Annotated in this window: 16 protein-coding genes and 1 pseudogene; 5 read left to right on the plus strand and 12 right to left on the minus strand. The window is 67.6% G+C overall.

The window, feature by feature from the left end:
- The 4 genes and pseudogenes from D0C15_RS22610 to D0C15_RS22625 all read right to left on the minus strand — a co-directional run.
- A pseudogene (locus D0C15_RS22610) lies at window positions 1-952 on the minus strand (hypothetical protein); the annotation flags it as partial.
- Between the two features lie 9 nt (window positions 953-961).
- Window positions 962-1519 carry a DUF3558 family protein gene (locus D0C15_RS22615; RefSeq protein WP_116048999.1) on the minus strand — a complete coding sequence of 186 codons (558 nt, stop codon included), beginning with the start codon at window positions 1517-1519 and terminating at the stop codon, window positions 962-964.
- 9 nt (window positions 1520-1528) lie between these two features.
- Entirely contained in the window at window positions 1529-1999 is a 471-nt protein-coding gene (locus D0C15_RS22620) for a hypothetical protein (RefSeq protein WP_116049002.1), read from the minus strand.
- A gap of 132 nt (window positions 2000-2131) precedes the next feature.
- Complete coding sequence (locus D0C15_RS22625; RefSeq protein WP_116049004.1) at window positions 2132-2914, minus strand: ESX secretion-associated protein EspG; 783 nt, start codon at window positions 2912-2914, stop codon at window positions 2132-2134.
- A gap of 144 nt (window positions 2915-3058) precedes the next feature.
- Between D0C15_RS22625 and D0C15_RS22630 the strand changes: the two genes are divergently transcribed.
- Window positions 3059-3313 (plus strand): hypothetical protein, encoded by a 255-nt coding sequence (locus tag D0C15_RS22630; protein ID WP_116049007.1) that lies wholly within the window; start codon window positions 3059-3061, stop codon window positions 3311-3313.
- A 42-nt stretch (window positions 3314-3355) separates the two neighbouring features.
- Here D0C15_RS22630 and D0C15_RS22635 read toward each other — a convergent pair whose 3' ends face one another.
- Both D0C15_RS22635 and D0C15_RS22640 read right to left on the minus strand, forming a co-directional pair.
- Window positions 3356-5314, minus strand: a complete 1959-nt coding sequence (locus D0C15_RS22635) for a glycosyltransferase (protein WP_116049009.1) — start codon at window positions 5312-5314, stop codon at window positions 3356-3358.
- 66 nt (window positions 5315-5380) lie between these two features.
- Entirely contained in the window at window positions 5381-5839 is a 459-nt protein-coding gene (locus D0C15_RS22640) for a GtrA family protein (RefSeq protein WP_116049153.1), read from the minus strand.
- Between the two features lie 98 nt (window positions 5840-5937).
- Here D0C15_RS22640 and dprE1 point away from each other — a divergent pair, with 98 nt between their 5' ends.
- Both dprE1 and dprE2 read left to right on the plus strand, forming a co-directional pair.
- On the plus strand, window positions 5938-7314 hold the full coding sequence (dprE1, locus tag D0C15_RS22645; protein ID WP_116049155.1) for a decaprenylphosphoryl-beta-D-ribose oxidase: 1377 nt from the start codon (window positions 5938-5940) through the stop codon (window positions 7312-7314).
- Window positions 7315-7381: 67 nt separating this feature from the next.
- Window positions 7382-8137 carry a decaprenylphospho-beta-D-erythro-pentofuranosid-2-ulose 2-reductase gene (dprE2, locus tag D0C15_RS22650; RefSeq protein WP_116049011.1) on the plus strand — a complete coding sequence of 252 codons (756 nt, stop codon included), beginning with the start codon at window positions 7382-7384 and terminating at the stop codon, window positions 8135-8137.
- Window positions 8138-8349: 212 nt separating this feature from the next.
- Here the strand turns inward: dprE2 and D0C15_RS22655 are convergent, their stop codons facing one another.
- The 4 genes from D0C15_RS22655 to glf form a co-directional block, all read right to left on the minus strand.
- Complete coding sequence (locus tag D0C15_RS22655) at window positions 8350-9885, minus strand: hypothetical protein (protein ID WP_116049013.1); 1536 nt, start codon at window positions 9883-9885, stop codon at window positions 8350-8352.
- Between the two features lie 84 nt (window positions 9886-9969).
- Window positions 9970-10893, minus strand: a complete 924-nt coding sequence (locus D0C15_RS22660; RefSeq protein WP_116049015.1) for a decaprenyl-phosphate phosphoribosyltransferase — start codon at window positions 10891-10893, stop codon at window positions 9970-9972.
- A gap of 3 nt (window positions 10894-10896) precedes the next feature.
- Complete coding sequence (locus D0C15_RS22665) at window positions 10897-11409, minus strand: phosphatase PAP2 family protein (protein WP_116049016.1); 513 nt, start codon at window positions 11407-11409, stop codon at window positions 10897-10899.
- Window positions 11409-12632, minus strand: a complete 1224-nt coding sequence (gene glf / locus D0C15_RS22670; RefSeq protein ID WP_116049019.1) for a UDP-galactopyranose mutase — start codon at window positions 12630-12632, stop codon at window positions 11409-11411. Before glf ends, D0C15_RS22665 begins: the two co-directional genes overlap by 1 nt.
- A gap of 85 nt (window positions 12633-12717) precedes the next feature.
- Between glf and D0C15_RS22675 the strand changes: the two genes are divergently transcribed.
- Complete coding sequence (locus D0C15_RS22675; protein ID WP_116049021.1) at window positions 12718-14691, plus strand: DUF6541 family protein; 1974 nt, start codon at window positions 12718-12720, stop codon at window positions 14689-14691.
- Window positions 14692-14916: 225 nt separating this feature from the next.
- Here the strand turns inward: D0C15_RS22675 and D0C15_RS22680 are convergent, their stop codons facing one another.
- Window positions 14917-15813: an LLM class flavin-dependent oxidoreductase gene (locus D0C15_RS22680; protein WP_116049023.1), complete on the minus strand. Its 897-nt coding sequence runs from the start codon at window positions 15811-15813 to the stop codon at window positions 14917-14919.
- 208 nt (window positions 15814-16021) lie between these two features.
- Here D0C15_RS22680 and D0C15_RS22685 point away from each other — a divergent pair, with 208 nt between their 5' ends.
- Window positions 16022-16834, plus strand: a complete 813-nt coding sequence (locus D0C15_RS22685) for a Cof-type HAD-IIB family hydrolase (RefSeq protein WP_116049025.1) — start codon at window positions 16022-16024, stop codon at window positions 16832-16834.
- A 165-nt stretch (window positions 16835-16999) separates the two neighbouring features.
- Here D0C15_RS22685 and D0C15_RS22690 read toward each other — a convergent pair whose 3' ends face one another.
- Complete coding sequence (locus D0C15_RS22690) at window positions 17000-17734, minus strand: lysophospholipid acyltransferase family protein (protein ID WP_116049027.1); 735 nt, start codon at window positions 17732-17734, stop codon at window positions 17000-17002.
- Between the last annotated feature and the right edge of the window lie 54 nt (window positions 17735-17788).

Below are 17788 nucleotides of genomic sequence, written 5' to 3' on the forward strand. Positions count from 1 at the left end.
CACCACCTCCACCGGGGATGCCGCCACCCCCGGCACCACCGCCACCCGGCGGGATCGAGGCGTTCGGAATGGACCCCTGGCCCCCGCCGGCACCGCCACCGACGAAGCCGGAAGCATCCGTGCTGTTCTCACCCGGTTTGGGCGGGTTGACGTCGTATCGTCCCGAACCGGCCCCGAACTTGGGCGGCTCGGCGAACACCGGCTGCTTCGAGGCGGCCGAGTACAACTCGGTGTCGTACTGCCCCATCACCGTGGCCGCCTGGGAATGCGCCTCGTTACTGGCCCGGTAGGTCTCCATCGACTCGTTGATGTTGCCGATGAGATCGAGTGGGTTGTTGCCCCACTTCGCCATCTCGGAGTCCCAGTTGAACGGAATCTCCTCCGGCATCCGGTTCTTCGCCGTGGTCGCGGCCTCGGACTGTTGATAGATCGTTTCGGAGGCCAGCTTGGCGTTCGTCGAGTTTCCGTCGGACCACTCCTGGAGGCTGGTGAAGTAGTTCCGCGCGTCCGACGCGGCCTCACCCTCCCATTCGTGCTCCGACTTGCCGACGGCCGACTTCAGCTCCGTGGCGAACTCCTTGAAGGCCATGTGCAGCTTGTGGTAGGCCTCGGACACCTCACCGACCTGGTCCGGATCCAGATTCTGCGACACATACGTCGTCATCTGGGCATGCTCGTGGCCCTGGTAGTTCGCGTCCGAGGGAGTGAGCCCCTCCACGAACTGCACGTCGGCCCCCGAGGACAAGTCGCGCACGCTGTCCCTGCTGGCCCGCTCGGCCTCGCCGGCCGCGGCGACATGCGCCTGCATCCGCTGGACCCAGCCGAACATCCCACCGTCGTCGACCCCGGCGGTCGCCCTGTCCTGGAAGTACTGCTCACGATCGGCCGGCGAGAGCTCCGCGACCTGCCGGTCGGTCAGTTCCGGCGGAGCGCCCGGGTTCTGCGTGTTCATCTCGTCCCCTTACCCCTTGGGAAGCTTCGGTTCGACGATCTCGGCAACCGCGTCGGCGATCTCGCAGGCCTGCTCGTCGGTGTTGGTCACCGCACCCACGTCGACACGGGAAGTTTCGGTCACTTCGAGCGCGATGAGGCAGGTACCGTTCCCGCTCGTGCTCGCGGCTTTGCGCCCGCTGGGTACGTTGCCCGCCTGGACGCCGCTACCGAGGTCGCTCACCTCGGCGACTCCCTGTTCGTCCCGCACGGCGACGCTCACCCCGACCGAATCGTCGCTCGCGCTCTTCAGCTCCTTGTCGAAGTCGCACCCTCTGGCGCCACCCAGCTCTTTCGGCTCGCCTTCGGCGAAGGTGCCGAACTGACTCAGATCGCCCGCACTGAGCAGGGAACACGGGTCCAGTCCCGCCGTGGGGGATCCGCCGTTCTCCGGTGGCGTGGCGGACTCCGATGTCGCTGTCGAAGGCTCCTGCGGATCGGTAGGCAGCGCGGTGCCACCCTCCTGTCCCGAGCACGCGGTCAGGGTGAGCAGGGCGGCCGCGAGAAGGGCGGTCCGAATGCTGTTCATGCGCATCGATCAGACCTGGTAGGTCTTGGCGGAGGACTCGACCTGATCTTCGTTCTCCTGGTAGATCCCCGCGGCGCGCTCGAGCGCCTCAGCAGCCTGGTCGAGCACGAGTTCGAACTGCTGGAGCACGACCCCGGCCGAGCCCGGTTCGTCGGCGCCACCCTTCTGATCGTGCTGGGCGACGGTGTGGCCGTAGTCGTGACTGCCCAGGCGAGGTGCTTGCGAGAGGTACAGTCCTGCGTCCCGCCGCACATCGGTGAGTTCTTCCTTCATGTTCCTGATCGAGTCGAGCAGCGGCTGGACGCCCTTCTCGCTGATCCGGAAACCGCCGGACTTCGCCGCGCTGACCAGCTTCTGCGTCTCGACCTTGGTCGCCTCGACGGCCTTCGCGCTGATTCCACCGGTGGCGAGAAAGCCACTGCTCATCATGGAATCGGCGCGTTTCGCCGCCTGACCAGGATCAGCCTCGAAGAACTCCATCGCCGCCCCACATCGTCGCCTGTGTCACTCCGCCGCGGATTCTACTCGGTGATCTCCCGGCATACGGCCGGATTCACCGGATCAACCGGGCCACCACCACTGGGACGTGACAAGCGTGAGCGTGGTTCCCGGTCAGAGGTAACCCTCTAGTTGGGAGTAGAGGTGCTGGGCGATCCGGGCGTTGTCGGCGGGAGCGTAGGTGATCCACTCCTGGCCGTCGGTGGCGTCGTTCATCGTGGTGAAGTACCGCCCGTCCTCGGTATCGAACCAGGCCATCGGCCCCAGTCCGGCTTCCTTGCCGTCCCTGGCCTGCACGAACGCGGTGATCTGGCCGATCCGCAGCTTCGGCTTCTCGAAGATCCGTTCCACCGAGCGCAACTGGCTGCTCGACTGCGAACGTGGCGCAGCGACTCCCGCGAACGGGTCGTAGCCGCCGTCGTCCGACGCGTGCCGGGAGCGCTGCTTACGCGGTGCCGGACGGGCGACCGTGACCGACTGACCCGCCGCGGCCGGGGTGAGTGGGAGCAGGTCGACGATCGCGGGAACCAAGCCGGTCGGCCTGGCCTCCTCGAAGACGAGCAGGTTCTCGTCCTGCCGCGCCACCACGCCGTATTGACCATCGGTGCCCGCCCTGGCGAACAGCTTCTTGCCCTTGTCCATTTTGGCGACGGCGGCGATCGCCACGGGCGAGCTGACGAAGGTGCGCAATGCGAGTTCCACGTCCGCGTCCACCTGGCCGCCGCGCATGATGCCGCGTGCGTCGAGGTCGCGGAACACCGCTTCGCGCACCTGCGCGCGCTGGGTGTGCGTGGTCCCGATGTGCGGCACCTGGAACGGGAAAGGTGCACGGCCGAGTTTGCTGTGCTCCAGAAGCATGTCCACCGCCGTCAGTGACAGCGAGAACGAGTAAGTCATTGCCTGCTCCCCCTGCGATCGTGAGCTCCGGGTGAACGTTAGCGGACCGCCGCACCCCGCCGCAGGCGGTTCGCCAGGCCCAGATCCGCTCCGCCGACAGCGAACCGTCTTGTCGGCCGCCACGGCTGCTGCTCTGCTGGATTCATGACCGAAGAGAAACGCGCCGAACGTCCCGCACTCGTCCTGCACCTCGCGGCGGGGGGCGAGACACTGATGTTCGCCCTGCCACCGGACGACTACGAAGAGCTGGAGCAGGAACTACGCACCCTGCTGGTGAAGGGCACGGTCCGGGCGGTGCACACCAAGGACGGCGCCACGGTGGCGATCAACTTCGCCAACGTGGCCGTTGCCTACATCGATGATCTTCAGCGCAAGGGCAAGGTCTTCGGGTTGCATTGAGCCTCGCACTTTCCCGCGAAAGTGCGAGGCCCGCAACGGGGCTCAGAGCTCGTAGAGCCTGGTCCAGTTCTCCCTGCTGGTCAGCTCGGGCGTCGCGCGCCGGTACTGCTCCTGCACTGCCCGGCCTTCCTTGCGCAGCCGCTGCAGAGTCCGGACTCCGTGCTTGGCCAGCTCGAACATGCGCTGCCGGTCGTACTTGCGCACCCGCACGCCCTCCTGTGAGGCGTCGGTGACCACTGCCGTCTCGAACAGCGACACGTGCCACCAGTGGGCCTCATCGCTGGGGATCGCGCCGAGAGAGTGCCGGTGCTTACCGAGCACCCGGTCCAGGATGCGCTTGACCAGCACCGCACGCTGCAGGCTCGGCCTTGGCGCGGTGTTGATGATGCCGATGTCGTTGGAGGCGATGCCGGGAACATCCGTGGCCGGGTACCGCTTCGTCTCCGGGTAACGCGCCCGGATCTCCCGGATCTCCTTCATCGCGGCGACACCGCCGTCGCGCAGGATCTCCGGGCCCTCGAGGAAGTCCTCGACCGACTTGATCAGCGTCGCGGTGAGGCCGTACTGCATACCGAGCAGGTAGCGCACGATCTGGGCGAACAGCACCCGCGAGAGCAGGTTGAGGTCGAACGGGCTGTGCAGCGCCGCGGTGATGATCGAGTTACGCAGGTTGAAGTAGCGGTGCCACTCGTCCCAGTCCTTCCAGTGGAAGTCCGCGTGCCACACCCCGGCACCGGGCAGGGTGACCGTCGGGTAGCCGTGTGCACGAGCGCGGTAGCTGTACTCGGCGTCGTCCCACTGGAAGAAGAACGGCATCGGGTAGCCGATCTCCTTGACCACCTCGTACGGGATCAGGCAGGACCACCAGCCGTTGTAGCCGGCGTCGAGCCTGCGCTCCTGCCGGTTCGGCTTGCCGGTCTCCTCGTCCACCCCGAGCAGGTCGGCCGTGGTCAGGCTGTGCTCCACCGGCTGGCCGGGCTCCAGCGTGTTCAGCCGGGCGTACTCCGCGCCGACGTGCAGCTGGTTCGGGTGCAGCAGGTTCAGCATCTGCCCACCGACGATGACGGGGTTGGCTGCCCGGTTCGAGAACGCGGTCAGCCGGATCACCAGGTCCGGCTCGAGCAGTACGTCGTCGTCCATGAACAACACGTTCGCGTGCTCGGTCTCGGTGTGCCCGGCCACCTCGTAGAGCCCGCGGGTGAAGCCGCCCGCACCGCCGAGGTTCGGCTGCTTGATGTAGTGCAGCATGCCGCCGAGCTGGGCGGCGACCTCGGCGAAGCCCTCGCGCGAGTCCACCGTGTCGTTGCCCTGGTCGGCCACGTAGATGGCGTCCAGCGTCTCCAGCGAGGAGATGTCGCCCGCGAGCGCCTTGAGGTTGCTCAGGCAGTCGTCGGCGCGATTCATCGTGCAGATCGTCACCGCGGTCGGGCGGATCTGCTCCGGCGGCTCGACCGACCAGCGGACACTCTCGACGGTCAGCCGGTCACCCTCCGTCTCGAGGTCGAGCCAGAGCGCACCACCGTCGTAGAACTTGTCGAGCTTGGCCTCGAGCGTGACACTCGCCTGCTCCGCGCCCTCGACCGAACGCACCGCGACCACGCGCTGGTCACCCTCGACATCGGACGCCCCGACGCTGAGCCGGCCCGAGCCGCTGACCACGGCCTCCACCGTGACCTCACCGACCGTGGTCCACCGCTGCCAGTAGCTGGCCGGGAACCTGCCGAAGTAGGTGTTGCCGGACACCCGAGCCGAGGGCTCCAGGGTCACACTCGCCCGCCTGCGCGTGGCGACGCCCCGAACCACCTCGCCGTAGAGGTCCTTGCTGACCACATCGGACGGACCGGAATAGAGGCCCCGCTGCGCGATCAACCGCCCCTGGGGCGCGCGCTCGGAGAACGCCGTCCGGTCGGCACCGGCGGAACTCACACCGCCGGCAGTACCGTTGGTGGCCGACTTCTGGGCTGTCGCCGAACCGGTGGCCGGTGCTGCTTTACCGGGCATGAGACTCTGATCCTCCAAGGAGATGCCTGCTCGCGGCTGCCAAGGTACACGGCGAGCCGGTGCGGGTTATGGACGCGGTTCGCGAAAGACGACCCACTTCAACATGACGAAATTGATAGTGGTTGCGGTTGCCTGCGAAATCACCCAGGCCAGCGTGGTCTCCCAGGCTGAGGCCGGTATGAGCAGCAGCATCCACCTGTTCATTCCGACCGCGACGAAGAACGTCACGGCATAAAGAAGAACGAAACCGCCGACCTGCCCCGCACCTTTTCGCTGCCCACCTGCGAACGTGAACTTGCGGTTAAGAAAAAAGGCGGTGGTGGTTCCCACGACAAAACTGATCGCCCGCGCGAAATCGACCCAGGGCGCGTCGATCATGCCGAGCGCGAGCAGGCCCTGGTAGGTGCCGAAGTCCAGGAGCGCGCAGAACCCACCGATGAGGCCGAACCTGAGAAGCTGGCCAAGCAGACCAGGGGACGCCGAGCGTCCAACTGTCACATCTGCCTGCGGATCGGTCGCCACCACTGTCTGCCTCATCGATCGGGTTCGTGGTCAGGGGCAAGACCGAGTGTAGAAGTGGTCACCATCGGATCACGTTCGGGGCGAACGCTACCCTGGTTGAGGTGAGCGCAGCGACTCCTCTTCCCAGCGAACGCAGGACACTGACCGGCTGGGCCCGGACGGCGCCGACGGTGGCCGACGTGCTGAGCACGCCGGACGTCGAGCTGATCGCCAGGGCCGTTACCCAGGCGGGTGATCGCGGCGTGATCGCGCGCGGACTCGGCAGATCCTACGGCGACCCGGCGCAGAACGCGGGCGGGCTCGTGATCGATATGACCGCCCTGAACCGCATCCACTCGATCGATCCGGACAGTGGGCTCGCCGACGTCGACGCCGGAGTCAGCCTGGACGAACTGATGCGGGCGGCACTTCCGCACGGGCTCTGGGTTCCGGTCCTGCCCGGGACCCGGCAGGTGACCATCGGTGGTGCGATCAGCAACGACATCCACGGCAAGAACCACCACTCCGCGGGCAGCTTCGGCAACCACGTCGTGTCGATGGACCTGCTCACCGCGGACGGTTCGCTGCGCACCGTGACTCCGGAGGGCACCGACTCCGACCTCTTCTGGGCCACGGTCGCCGGGTGCGGGCTGACCGGGATCATCCTGCGGGCCACCGTCCGGATGACGCGGACGGAAACGGCGTACTTCATCGCCGACGCCGACCGCACCGCCGACCTCGATGAGACGATCGAACTGCTCAGCGACGGCTCCGACGAGGCGTACACGTACTCCTCGGCGTGGTTCGACTCGATTTCCACCGGGCCCAAGCTCGGCCGCGCCGCCTTCGGCCGGGGGTCGCTGGCGAAGCTCGAGGACCTGCCGCCGAAACTACGGGCCGACCCGCTCAAGTTCGACGCCCCACAGCTGGCGACCCTGCCGGACGTCTTTCCCAATGGCCTGGCGAACAAGCTGGCGTTCAGCGCGATCGGCGAGCTCTACTACCGCAAGACGCCGAAACGGGCCCGCGGGCTGATCCAGAACCTCACGGCGTTCTACCACCCGCTGGATCTGTTCGGTGAATGGAACCGCGCCTACGGGTCGAAGGGCTTCCTGCAGTACCAGTTCAGCACCCCGCCGGACGCCTACGAGGAGTTACGCCGGATCCTGCGAAAGGTCGCGGAGTCGGGGCACGTGTCGTTCCTCAACGTGATCAAGCGGATGGGTGAGGGCAACCGGGCACCGCTGTCGTTCCCGCACCCCGGTCTGATGATCTGCCTCGACTTCCCGATCAAGGACGGGCTCGGCGAGTTCTGCAGGGAACTGGACGACGACGTGCTGGCGATCGGCGGACGGCTCTACACGGCCAAGGACTCCCGGACGAGCGCGGAGAACTTCCACCGGATGTACCCGCGGCTGGACGAGTGGCGCAAGATCCGCCACACCGTCGACCCGGACGGTGTGTTCGCTTCGGATATGTCGAGAAGGTTGGAATTGTGAGGACTTCTCGCGTATTCGCCACAACCGGCCCACACCTGAGCACCACCCGATCTTGAGGAAGAACACTGTGATCGACGCCGTAGGAAATCCCCAGTCACTGCTGCTGCTCGGCGGCACCTCCGACATCGCGCTCGCGATCGCGGAGAAGTACCTCGCCGAGGGGCCGCTCCGGATCGTGCTGGCCGCCCGGCCCTCTGCCCGGCTGGATGCCGCGGCAGAACGGCTGCGCGCCGCGGGAGCCACGGTGTCCACTGTGGAATTCGATGCGAAGGACACCGCATCGCACCCCTCGGTGATCGAGAAGGCCTTCGCCGAAGGCGATATCGACGTTTCCGTCGTCGCGTTCGGACTGCTCGGCGACGCCGAGGAGGTGTGGCAGGACCACGGCAAGGCGGTGGAGCTCGCGACGGTGAACTACACGGCCGCGGTGTCGGCCGGGGTCGCGCTCGCCGACCGGCTCAAGCGGCAGGGCCACGGCCGCGTGGTGGCGTTGTCCTCCGTGGCAGGTGAACGGGTGCGGCGGTCCAACTTCCTCTACGGCTCGACCAAGGCCGGCTTCGACGGCTTCTTCCTCGGCCTCGGCGAGGCGCTGCGTCCGCACGGCGTCCGGATCACGGTCGTCCGGCCTGGCCAGGTGAAGACGAAGATGACCGAGGGAATGGGCAAGGCACCGCTGGAGCAGACCGCCGAGCAGGTGGCTGAGATCGCCGTGGACGCGGCGCGAAAGGGCAAGGAACTCGTCTGGGCACCCGCACCGTTCCGGCTCGTCATGTCGGCACTGCGCCACGTTCCCCGGCCGATCTTCCGGAAACTGCCCATCTGACGGAGCCACCCCAGGCAGTTTCCAGCCAAGCACTTTCCCGGGAAAGCGCCAGCCCAGAGATGGTGCGCCTGCAAGTACCACCAAGCAAGATCATCAACGCCGCCAACTACCCCCTACCGCACTTTCCCGGGAAAGTGCGAGGCCGAAAACTGTCGCCCCAGGTCACCGGCTTGTCCCATCGCACTTTCCCGGGAAAGTGCGATGGGACGAGGTCACCACATCCTTTTCGGTGGCCTGGCGTCGGCGGCGTTAACCAGGTACAGCTGTTGCGTTCCCGCCCACGGCGAGTGGATGGTCCAGGTGGCCAGTGCCTTCGCCGGCGGGACGCCCGTTGTCACCTCGAGCACCAACTCCGGCGCGACCGGCCGCTGGTTTCGATCGAAGAACTGGAAGTTCGCCTCCGTCAACGCCCTGCCGACGGTGCCGCTGCGCCGTTCGCTCTCCTCGATGGCCGGCGCGACGGCTCCCCTGTCGGAGAAGAGGTCGACGATCGCACAGTCGCAGGAGTACGCCAGCGCACCGATCTCGCCCGCGCTGTGCACCGTCCTGCCCTGCGCGATCCTGCCGAGGTCCTGGCCGATCTCGCTGTAGCGCTCGGAAGTCGCATGGTTGCTGGTGATCGGGGAGAAGTCCCTTGGCAGGCCGGGTGCGGCGTAGGCCAGCGCGCTCACCGTGGCGAGCACGAGCCCGGCGGCAATCCCCACCCGCGCTCGCAGCCGCGCGCCCCAAGCGAGCAGGAACACGGTGGCCGCGATGATGCTCGGGCCGTAGTACCAGTGGTAGGGAGGCACATCCAGCCATACGTAGGCAAGGAAGTGCAGTGCCCCACCGACCGCGAGAGCGGCGAACGGCACCAGCTCGCGGTCGGCCACCGAACCGTGCAGGAGCCGCACCAGCCAGATCGGCCCCGCCACCGCCGCGAGCAGCAACGGCAGGAACGACAACACGGTCTCCAGCGGGAAGTGTTGCCAGTACAGCGCGGCTCCGTTGGTGAAACTCCACTCTCCCCACGACCGCTGCAGGGTTTTGATCACCAGCGTGTCCGGCACGGCGGAACCCAGCGCCAGCCAGCTGAACAGGAACCACGGCAGGGCGACACCGAGGAAACCGGCAACGGTCCGCAACGCGCCCGCGAACGCACCCCTCCGGGCCAGTACGACCACAGCCACCAGCACCAGCAGGTCCAGCCGGATCAGCGCCACCAGGCCTGCGACCGCACCGAGCGCAAGCGGACGGCGTTCAGCCGCGAACACCAGCAACCACGCCAGGGCCGCGGCTCCCAGGCCGATCTCGAGTCCGACGGACGAGATGAGCAATGGGTTCAGGGTGAGCACGGCCACGGTCACCGGCGCGAACCACGACGGCAGCCCCTGTCGCTCGCCGATGCGGCGCAGGCCGAGCACCAGTAGCACCTGGGTCAGCACGAACAACACGCCCACGGCGACCTCGGCTTCGCGCAGCACCACGGTGAGCACGGCCAGGGCGAGGACGTTCAGGGGCGAGGTCGCCGTGTTCGAAGTGCCCTCGGTGATCAGGCCCCAGTGCCCGTGCAGGGCGAGGTTCTTGGCATAGGACAGCGTAATGTAGGTGTCGTCGATCAGGTGCGGCCGGAGCACCACGAACACCAGCGCCGACACGAGACCGACAACGGCGGCGAGCCTGCGGTCGCTCACCCCGCGGACCGGGTCGGTCGCCGGGCCCGCGGACTCGGCACCGCGAGCCGGCGCGGTTTGCGGGGTCCAGGACATCGAGGACACTGTACGTCGCACCCGTGACGTTCCTGTTATGAGGGTGAGACCTGCCCGTGTCCTGCGCGAACGCCGATCTTGCCCTTACAGGTAGAACGAGATGACGAGTGTAACCACCCAGGACGCGCCGAGAACCTGTAGCACTCGGTCCCGCAGAGCGATCTCCTCCGGCTCGCCGGCGTTGCCGCCGTCCACGTCGACGGCGTAGCGCAGCACCGCGACGACGAACGGGACCATCGAAACGACCGCCCACACCGAATCGGCGGCGCGCTGCTGCAGCTCGAAGGCCCACAGGCAGTACGACATGATCAGGATCGCCGCGGAGGTCGCCCAGACGAACCGCAGGTAGCTGCCCGAGTACTTCTTCAACGAAGACCGGATCTTGGCCCCCGTGCGCTCGAAGAGCATGATCTCCGCGTAGCGCTTACCTGCCACCATGAACAGCGAGCCGAACGCGGTGACCAGCAGGAACCACTGCGACAACGCGATGTCCGCCGCGACACCACCAGCGATCGAGCGCATCAGGAAGCCGGATCCGACGATCGCCAGGTCGATCACCGGCTGGTGCTTGAGACCGAAGCAGTAGCCGAGCTGCACGGCCTCGTACACGCCGAGGACGATCAGCAGTTTCGGATTGGCGAGCAGACCGACGCCCATCCCGGCGAGGAAGAACACCACAGCGGCCACGTACGCCACCGGCACCGGCACGACACCGGCGGCGATCGGCCGGTTGCGCTTCGTGGGATGAGCGCGGTCGGCCTCGACGTCGATCGCGTCGTTGATCAGGTAGACCGAGGACGCGACGAGCGAGAACGCCACGAACGCGATCACCGCGTCGAGCAGTACCCCGCCTTCGCCGATCAGGCCCGCGGTGAAGGGAGCGGCGAAGACCAGCACGTTCTTGACCCACTGGCGGGGTCTCGCCGTCCGCAGCACGCCCAGTGCGACTCCCACGGGGCCGCCTCGCCGAGGTTCGGTGACGTCGATGTGCTCGGTCGTCTCACTCATAAGTTACTTCTTCAGCCTTTTCCGGACGGCGGCTCCGATTCCGGCACCGAGGACGGCGCCGGCGAGCACATCGGTCGGGTAGTGCACACCGAGGACCAGGCGCGAGGCCAGCATCGGCGGCACGAGGGCGGGCACGAGGTTGCGCCCGGTCAACCCGGAGTACACCACCGCGGCGGCGGTGGTGGAGGTGGCGTGCGAGGACGGGAAGCTCAACCTGCTCGGCGTGCCGACCAGGACCTCGACTGACGGGTGCTCCGGGCGGCGCCTGCGCACCACCCGCTTCACCGCGATGGAGGCGGCGTGCGCACCCACGACGCTCACTGCCCCGGTCAGCCAGTCCTTGCGGCGCGGCCGGTCCACGGCCGCGCCGAGCAAGCCGAGCGCGAACCAGCCCGCACTGTGCTCACCGAAGTGGGACAGGCCCCGCGCGGCCCGCACGGTCGTGGGACGCGCGATCGTCCGCTGGACCGCGGCGAGTACCGCGATCTCGGGCGAGGGCTTGCTGGGCTTGAGCATCAGGCGTCCAGGCTTCCGTCCAGGGGCGCTCCGTCGCTGAGGTGCGGCGCGATCTTGTTGTCGAAGGCAGTCAACGCGGAACCGATGGCCATGTGCATGTCCAGGTACTTGTAGGTACCCAGCCTGCCGCCGAAGAGGACGTTGCGCTCCTTGGCCTCGGTGTTGGCCAACTCCCGGTAGCGCTCCAGCTTCTCCCGGTCGTCCTGCGTGTTGATCGGGTAGTACGGCTCGTCGTCATCGTTGGCGAAGCGCGAGTACTCCCGCACCACGACCGTCTTGTCCGTCGGGTAGTCCCGCTCGGGGTGGAAGTGGCGGAACTCGTGGATGCGGGTGTAGGGGACCTCTTGGTCGTTGTAGTTCATCACCGAGGTGCCCTGGAAGTCACCGGTCGGCACGACCTCCTGCTCGAAGTCGAGTGTGCGCCAGCCGAGGCGGCCCTCGCGGTAGTCGAAGTACCGGTCGACCGGTCCGGTGTAGACCGTCGGGGTGCCTGCGGGGATCTGCTCACGCACGTCGAAGTAGTCGACGTTCAGGCGCACTTCGATGTTCTCGTGGTCCGCCATCCGCTCCAGCCAGGCGGTGTAGCCGTCGACCGGGAGACCCTCGTAGGTGTCGTTGAAGTACCGGTTGTTGAAGTTGTAGCGCACCGGCAGCCTGGTGATGATCGACGCCGAGAGTTCCTTCGGGTCGGTCTGCCACTGCTTCGCGGTGTAGCCGCGGACGAACGCCTCGTACAGGGGCCGGCCGATCAGCGAGATCGCCTTCTCCTCGAGGTTCTGCGCGTCCTTCGTGTCGATCTCGCTGGACTGCTCGGCGATCAACGTGCGCGCCTCGTCCGGGGTGTGCGACTTCCCGAAGAACTGGTTGATCATGCCCAGGTTCATCGGGAACGAGTACACCTGGCCGGAGTACTTCGCGAACACGCGGTGCTGGTAGTCGGTGAACTCGGTGAACTGGGTGACGTAGTCCCAGACCCGCTTGTTGGAGGTGTGGAACAGGTGCGCACCGTAGCGGTGCACCTCGATTCCGGTTTCCGGCTCCGCCTCTGAGTACGCGTTGCCACCGAGATGGCTACGCCGCTCGAGGACCAGCACTCTCTTACCCAGCTGAGTGGCGGCCCGTTCGGCCACGGTAAGCCCGAAGAAACCCGAACCGACTACGATCAGGTCGTAACCGGCAAAATTGCCTTCAGTAACCTCTGTGGGGTTCGTGTGCGCGCTCACGGGCGCACAGGCTACCGGCGCTTGAGGACAACCACCGCACCGACCTTTGCAACGGGGTACCTACGAGCAGGAAAAGCTGACATCTGTGGCGACACCGGACATGTTCTGGACCTACGCCGGCACGATCAGTATCTATCTGGTCCTGCTGGTCGCTCCGGGCATTCTTATCGGTGCGGCGGCGGGCTTGCGCGGCTGGACACTGGCCGGCCTCGCTCCCCTGCTGACCTACACCGCCACCGGCCTCGCCGGACCTTGGCTGGCCAACCTGGGCCTGCCGTACAACGTCGCGACGGCGGCGGCCTGCACCCTGCTGCTGGCCGGACTCGCCGCGGGTGCGCGCGCGCTGACCCTGCGGCGCGGGCCCCGGGACACTTCCGGCAAGGACACCGCCGACCCGCCCGGCTCCTGGACCACCAGGGCACACCTTGCCGTCGCGGCCTGCGTACTGGCCGCCACCGCGGTGTCGATCGCCGCCGTACTGTCCGCCGCGGGCGGGACGACAGCGGTCTTCCAGCGGTGGGACACGGTCTTCCACGCCAACGGCATCCGCTACATCGCCGAGACCGGTGACGGCGGGCTGTACGGAATGGCCACGATCAACTGGTATCCGGACGGATTGTTCTATCCGAACGCTTACCACCTGGTCGGCTCGCTGGTGTACTCGTTGTCCGGCGCGAGCATCCCCACGGTGCTCAACTCGATCACCGTGCCGATCGCGGGCATCTTCGCGCTGTCCCTCGTCGCGCTGGTGCGCCAGTTCGGCGGTCGCGCGGTCTTCGCGGGCAGTGCGGCCATCGTGGCGGGCGCGGCGACCACGGGAGCCTACGAGTCGGTCTCCAGTGGCCTACTGCCGTTCGCGCTCGGCATCGTGCTCACCCCGCTGGCCGTGGTGGCGTTACGCCGGTTCCTGCAGCGCCCCGGCCTGGACACCGCTGTCGTGTTCGCACTGGCCATGGCGGGACTGCTCGCCGTGCACTCCAGCACGCTGTTCGGCGCGGTCCTGTTCGCCGTCCCGATGCTGCTCCAACGCTGGTGGCGGCGCGAGGGCGAAGTGGGTCGCGACCTGCTGCGCCTGATGCCGGTCGGTGTCGCCGCAGCCGTTCTCGCCGCGCCACAGGTGATCGGGGCGCTGACGTTCAGTTCGGGCAGCTACCCGTACATGCCGTGGGCTTCGGACGTCCCGGTCGCCGAGGCGCTGGAGCAACTGCTCACCTTCCGGCAGATCCTCGACGAGCCGCAGGTCTGGTTGTCCGTACTGCTGTTCGCCGGAATCTTCACCATCGGCGCGCTCGGTGCGCTGCGCTGGGTCGCCGGCTCCGCGGTGCTGCTCTCCGGCCTGTTCGTACTGGTCACCAGCTATGGGTCCGTGCCGTGGGTCATCACTGTCTCCCGGCCGTGGTGGAACGACCGTTACCGGCTGATGGCGCTGGCGGCCATCCCGCTGTGCCTGCTGGCCGGGCACGGCCTCGCGGAGCTGCAGCGCTGGCTCACCAGGGCCGTATCCCTCCTGCCGAGACTGCGGGCGAACCCGAGGGTTCCGGCGCGACTCGGGGCAGCGAGCGCCGTGGTGCTGGTGGGCGCGCTGGCCACGCTCACCCATGGGTTCTATACGACGGCCAACGCCACGGCGGTCTCCTACGCCTATCACAACGGTCCGCAGGCCCAGGAGACGCCGATCCCGGTCTCCGGGGCGGAGGTCGCGGCCATGCTGGAGATGGGACGGCTGGCCGAGCCGGGTGAACGGGTGCTCAACGACCGCAAGGACGGCACGGCCTGGCTGTACGCGATCTCCGGGGTGCTTCCCGTCGCGGGTCACTACGACCCGGGCGTCGCGCCGCCGGACGCCCGGCTGCTGGCGAACCACTTCCGCGAGTACGCCACGAATCCCGAGGTCAGGGCTGCGGTCGAGCGGCTCGGCGTACGGCACGTGCTACTGGGTTCCGGCGCGATCACCCCGGACATCCCCAGAGCGCCGGGGTTGCGCGACCTCGACGGCCTGCCGTTCCTCGACGCCGTGTTCCGCAATTCCGACGCGGTGATCTACGCGCTCCGGACCTGAGCGGGAGCCCAGGAAAGCGGCCCCCGCGTGGCCCGCCTGCCCCTGCCGGCCACACGGGGACCTCGGGCCCCCAGCACCCCCCGGGGGTGGTTCACGCGACCGGTACCGCGACCAGCTCGTGCGCGGCACGAGCGTGGTGCGATCAGCCGGCGGCAGGGGCGAGGACAACGCCCCTGTCTACAGCGACGAGGCAAGCGCGAATTTGGTTTCCGGCCTGACCAGATATCACTCTTTCGGGCGACCCTGAAGGTCGGGCAGGACGGTGTCCACGACGTTCTCGAGGACCGACTCGTGTCCCTCGTACGGTCCGCTACTGCGCGGCCAGTGGGCGACGACGTCGGTGAAGCCCAGCTCCTCTGCCAGGCCCGCGGCATCCGCGAAGGCCTGCACACTGGACAGGGAGTAGACCGGCGCGGCGTCCAGGCTCAGATAGCGGTGCACCGGGATCTTCGCGTCGGCCCTGCCCGTCTCCTCCAGTGCCCGGTCGAAGGCCGCCGCCTTCTCGGCGACGCTCTTCCACCATTCCTGCTGGGTCTGGGCGGGCGAGCCCGTCGTGACCCAGCCCGCGCCGAAGCGAGCGGCGAGGCGCATGGTGCGCGGGCCGTTCGCTGCGACCAAGAAGGGGATGCGCGGCCGCTGCACGGGACCGGGCAGGTTACGCGCGCCCACCGAGGTGAAGTAGGTACCCGTGTAGTCGAACTTGTCGGTGGTGAGCAGCCCGTCCAGTGCTTCGACGAACTCGGTGAACCGGTCCGCGCGCTGCTTGACGGTCAACTCGGGGTAGCCGAGCACCTTGGCGTCGAACGCAGCGGTTCCGGCACCGAGACCGAGGATGATTCGCCCGTCGGAGATGTCGTCGAGGGTGTTCGCCTCCCGCATGAACGGGACCGGGTGGCGGAAGTTCGGCGACGCGACGAAGGTGCCGAGCCGGATGCGTGAGGTCACCCCCGCGGCCGCGGTCAGCGTCGGTACCGCATCGAACCAGGGCCCGTCGACCAGCGATCTCCAGCCCAGGTGGTCGTAGGTCCAGGCGTGGTCGAAGCCGTACTCGTCCGCGGCTCGCCACTTGGGCTCTGCGGCCCACCAGCGGTCTTCGGGAAGGATCACGATGCCAACACGCACCCGGCCCAACGTAGTGGCTACCCCCGACAACGCGCGCAGTGGTAGCGCCGGGTCGCCCATTCGGTCCACGCCGAACGTGCTCCCGGAGGCCCGCGCGGATGAGTGATCTCCAGCGAAGACACCTGTGTGCGTGCGGCGGTCGCACTCGGCGGCGGAGACGCTGCCCACGAAAACGTCGCCGCCGGGAACGATCAGGAATGATGGAGGTGTGGACAGACCCCAGCTGATCGCTTCGGACGTGGACGGAACGCTGCTCGACCCCGCGGAACGACTGAGCCCGCGCACCGCCGCCGTCGTGCATCAGGTGGCTGAGGAAGGCGTGCCCTTCATCCTGGTCACCGGGCGGCCCGCGCGATGGATCGCACCGGTGGCCGGGCCAGCGCGGCTGGAGGGCTACGCGGTGTGCGCGAACGGCGCGGTGCTTTACGACATCGCCGCTGACCGGGTGCTGAACGTACACGGACTGGAGCCGGTGGTGCTGCACGACATCGCCGACGCACTCGCGGACGCGCTGCCCGGCTGCAGGCTGGCCGCCGAGCGCGCGGGCCGGAGTGCCATCGACAAGGATCTCCGGCCGTTCGTGATCGAGCCGGATTATCACAGCCCGTGGGGCGACGGCGAGGGATCAACGGCACCGAGGGCCGAGGTACTCGGCCACACGGCGGTGAAACTGCTGGTCAGCGTGCGAGGAATGACTTCGGACGAAATGGCCGACGCGGCGCGAACGGTCCTGCGGGACGCCGTCGACATCACCTTCTCCACTGGAGCGGGACTGATCGAGATCTCGGCACCGGGCATCACCAAGGCGGCGGGTCTCGCCGAGGTCGCCGGGAAGTTCTCGGTGTCGGCCGAGCGGACCATCGCCTTCGGCGACATGCCCAACGACCTGGCCATGCTGCGGTGGGCCGGGCACGGGGTGGCGATGGCGAACGCACACCCCGCGGTACTCGAGGCCGCCGACGAGATCACCGCCCCCAACTCGGAGGACGGCGTGGCCCAGGTCCTCGAGCGCTGGTTCTGACCCCACGGGGTTTGGTGCGCCTGCAAGTACCACCAAGCAAGATCAAGTTCGTCGCTAACCGCTACCAACCCAGCAGCACTTGGTAGCGGTTAGAGCACATGTTGATCTTGCTTGGGTGTACTTGCAGACGTACCTACTCCCACGCTGGGAGGTGCGGCGGAGGACCTACTTGCCGCGGGCGTCGAGTTCGGCGGCCGCTTCCGGAGTGGGGGCGGTGCCACCGAGGTGCGCCGGTAGCCACCAGCGCTCCTCGTCGCCGGCGGGCTGCTCCGGGTACTCCGCCTGCACGGTGTCCAGCAGTGCCGACATCCGCACCCGCAGATCCTTCGTGAGCACCTCAGGGTCCTCGTCGGACCCGGGGTACAGCGGCTCACCGGTGAGGATCGAGATCGGTACGTGCCGCTTGGTCAGTGTGCGCGGCCTGCCCTTGGTCCACAGCCGCTGCGTACCCCACAGCGCCATCGGCACCACCGGAACACCCGCCTCGGCCGCCATCCGCACGGCACCGGACTTGAGCCCCTTGACGGTGAACGACCGGCTGATCGTGGCCTCGGGGAACACACCGACGACCTCCCCAGCCCGCAACCGGCGCACGGCCTCGTCATAGGACGCCTTACCCGCGGCGCGGTCGACTGGAATGTGGTGCATCCCGCGCATCAGCGGCCCGGCGATCCGGTTGGCGAAGATCTCCTGCTTCGCCATGAATCGCACGAGCCGCTTGGCCGGCTGGGCGCCGAGGCCACAGAAGATGAAGTCGAGATAGCTGACGTGGTTGCAGGCGATGACGGCACCGCCGGTGGCCGGAATGTGCTCGATGCCCTCGACCCTGAGCTTGTTGTCGAGTACTCGAAACATGGTCTTGGCCGCCAGCACGACGGGCGGGTACACGAGCTCTGCCATTCACCCAGGCTACGTGACGGTAACTCCGAAACCTACGGATCCGTAGGTTGTGCG

This window comes from Amycolatopsis palatopharyngis, assembly GCF_003385185.1.
GTDB classification, from domain to species: Bacteria; Actinomycetota; Actinomycetes; order Mycobacteriales; family Pseudonocardiaceae; genus Amycolatopsis; species Amycolatopsis palatopharyngis.

Excerpts from the sequence above, each read along its gene's own strand:
- D0C15_RS22615 (WP_116048999.1), bottom strand. The coding sequence starts at position 1,519 with ATGAACAGCATTCGGACCGCCCTTCTCGCGGCCGCCCTGCTCACCCTG.
- D0C15_RS22620 (WP_116049002.1), bottom strand. The coding sequence starts at position 1,999 with ATGGAGTTCTTCGAGGCTGATCCTGGTCAGGCGGCGAAACGCGCCGAT.
- D0C15_RS22625 (WP_116049004.1), bottom strand. The coding sequence starts at position 2,914 with ATGACTTACTCGTTCTCGCTGTCACTGACGGCGGTGGACATGCTTCTG.
- D0C15_RS22630 (WP_116049007.1), top strand. The coding sequence starts at position 3,059 with ATGACCGAAGAGAAACGCGCCGAACGTCCCGCACTCGTCCTGCACCTC.
- D0C15_RS22635 (WP_116049009.1), bottom strand. The coding sequence starts at position 5,314 with ATGCCCGGTAAAGCAGCACCGGCCACCGGTTCGGCGACAGCCCAGAAG.
- D0C15_RS22655 (WP_116049013.1), bottom strand. The coding sequence starts at position 9,885 with ATGTCCTGGACCCCGCAAACCGCGCCGGCTCGCGGTGCCGAGTCCGCG.
- D0C15_RS22660 (WP_116049015.1), bottom strand. The coding sequence starts at position 10,893 with ATGAGTGAGACGACCGAGCACATCGACGTCACCGAACCTCGGCGAGGC.
- D0C15_RS22665 (WP_116049016.1), bottom strand. The coding sequence starts at position 11,409 with ATGCTCAAGCCCAGCAAGCCCTCGCCCGAGATCGCGGTACTCGCCGCG.
- D0C15_RS22690 (WP_116049027.1), bottom strand. The coding sequence starts at position 17,734 with ATGGCAGAGCTCGTGTACCCGCCCGTCGTGCTGGCGGCCAAGACCATG.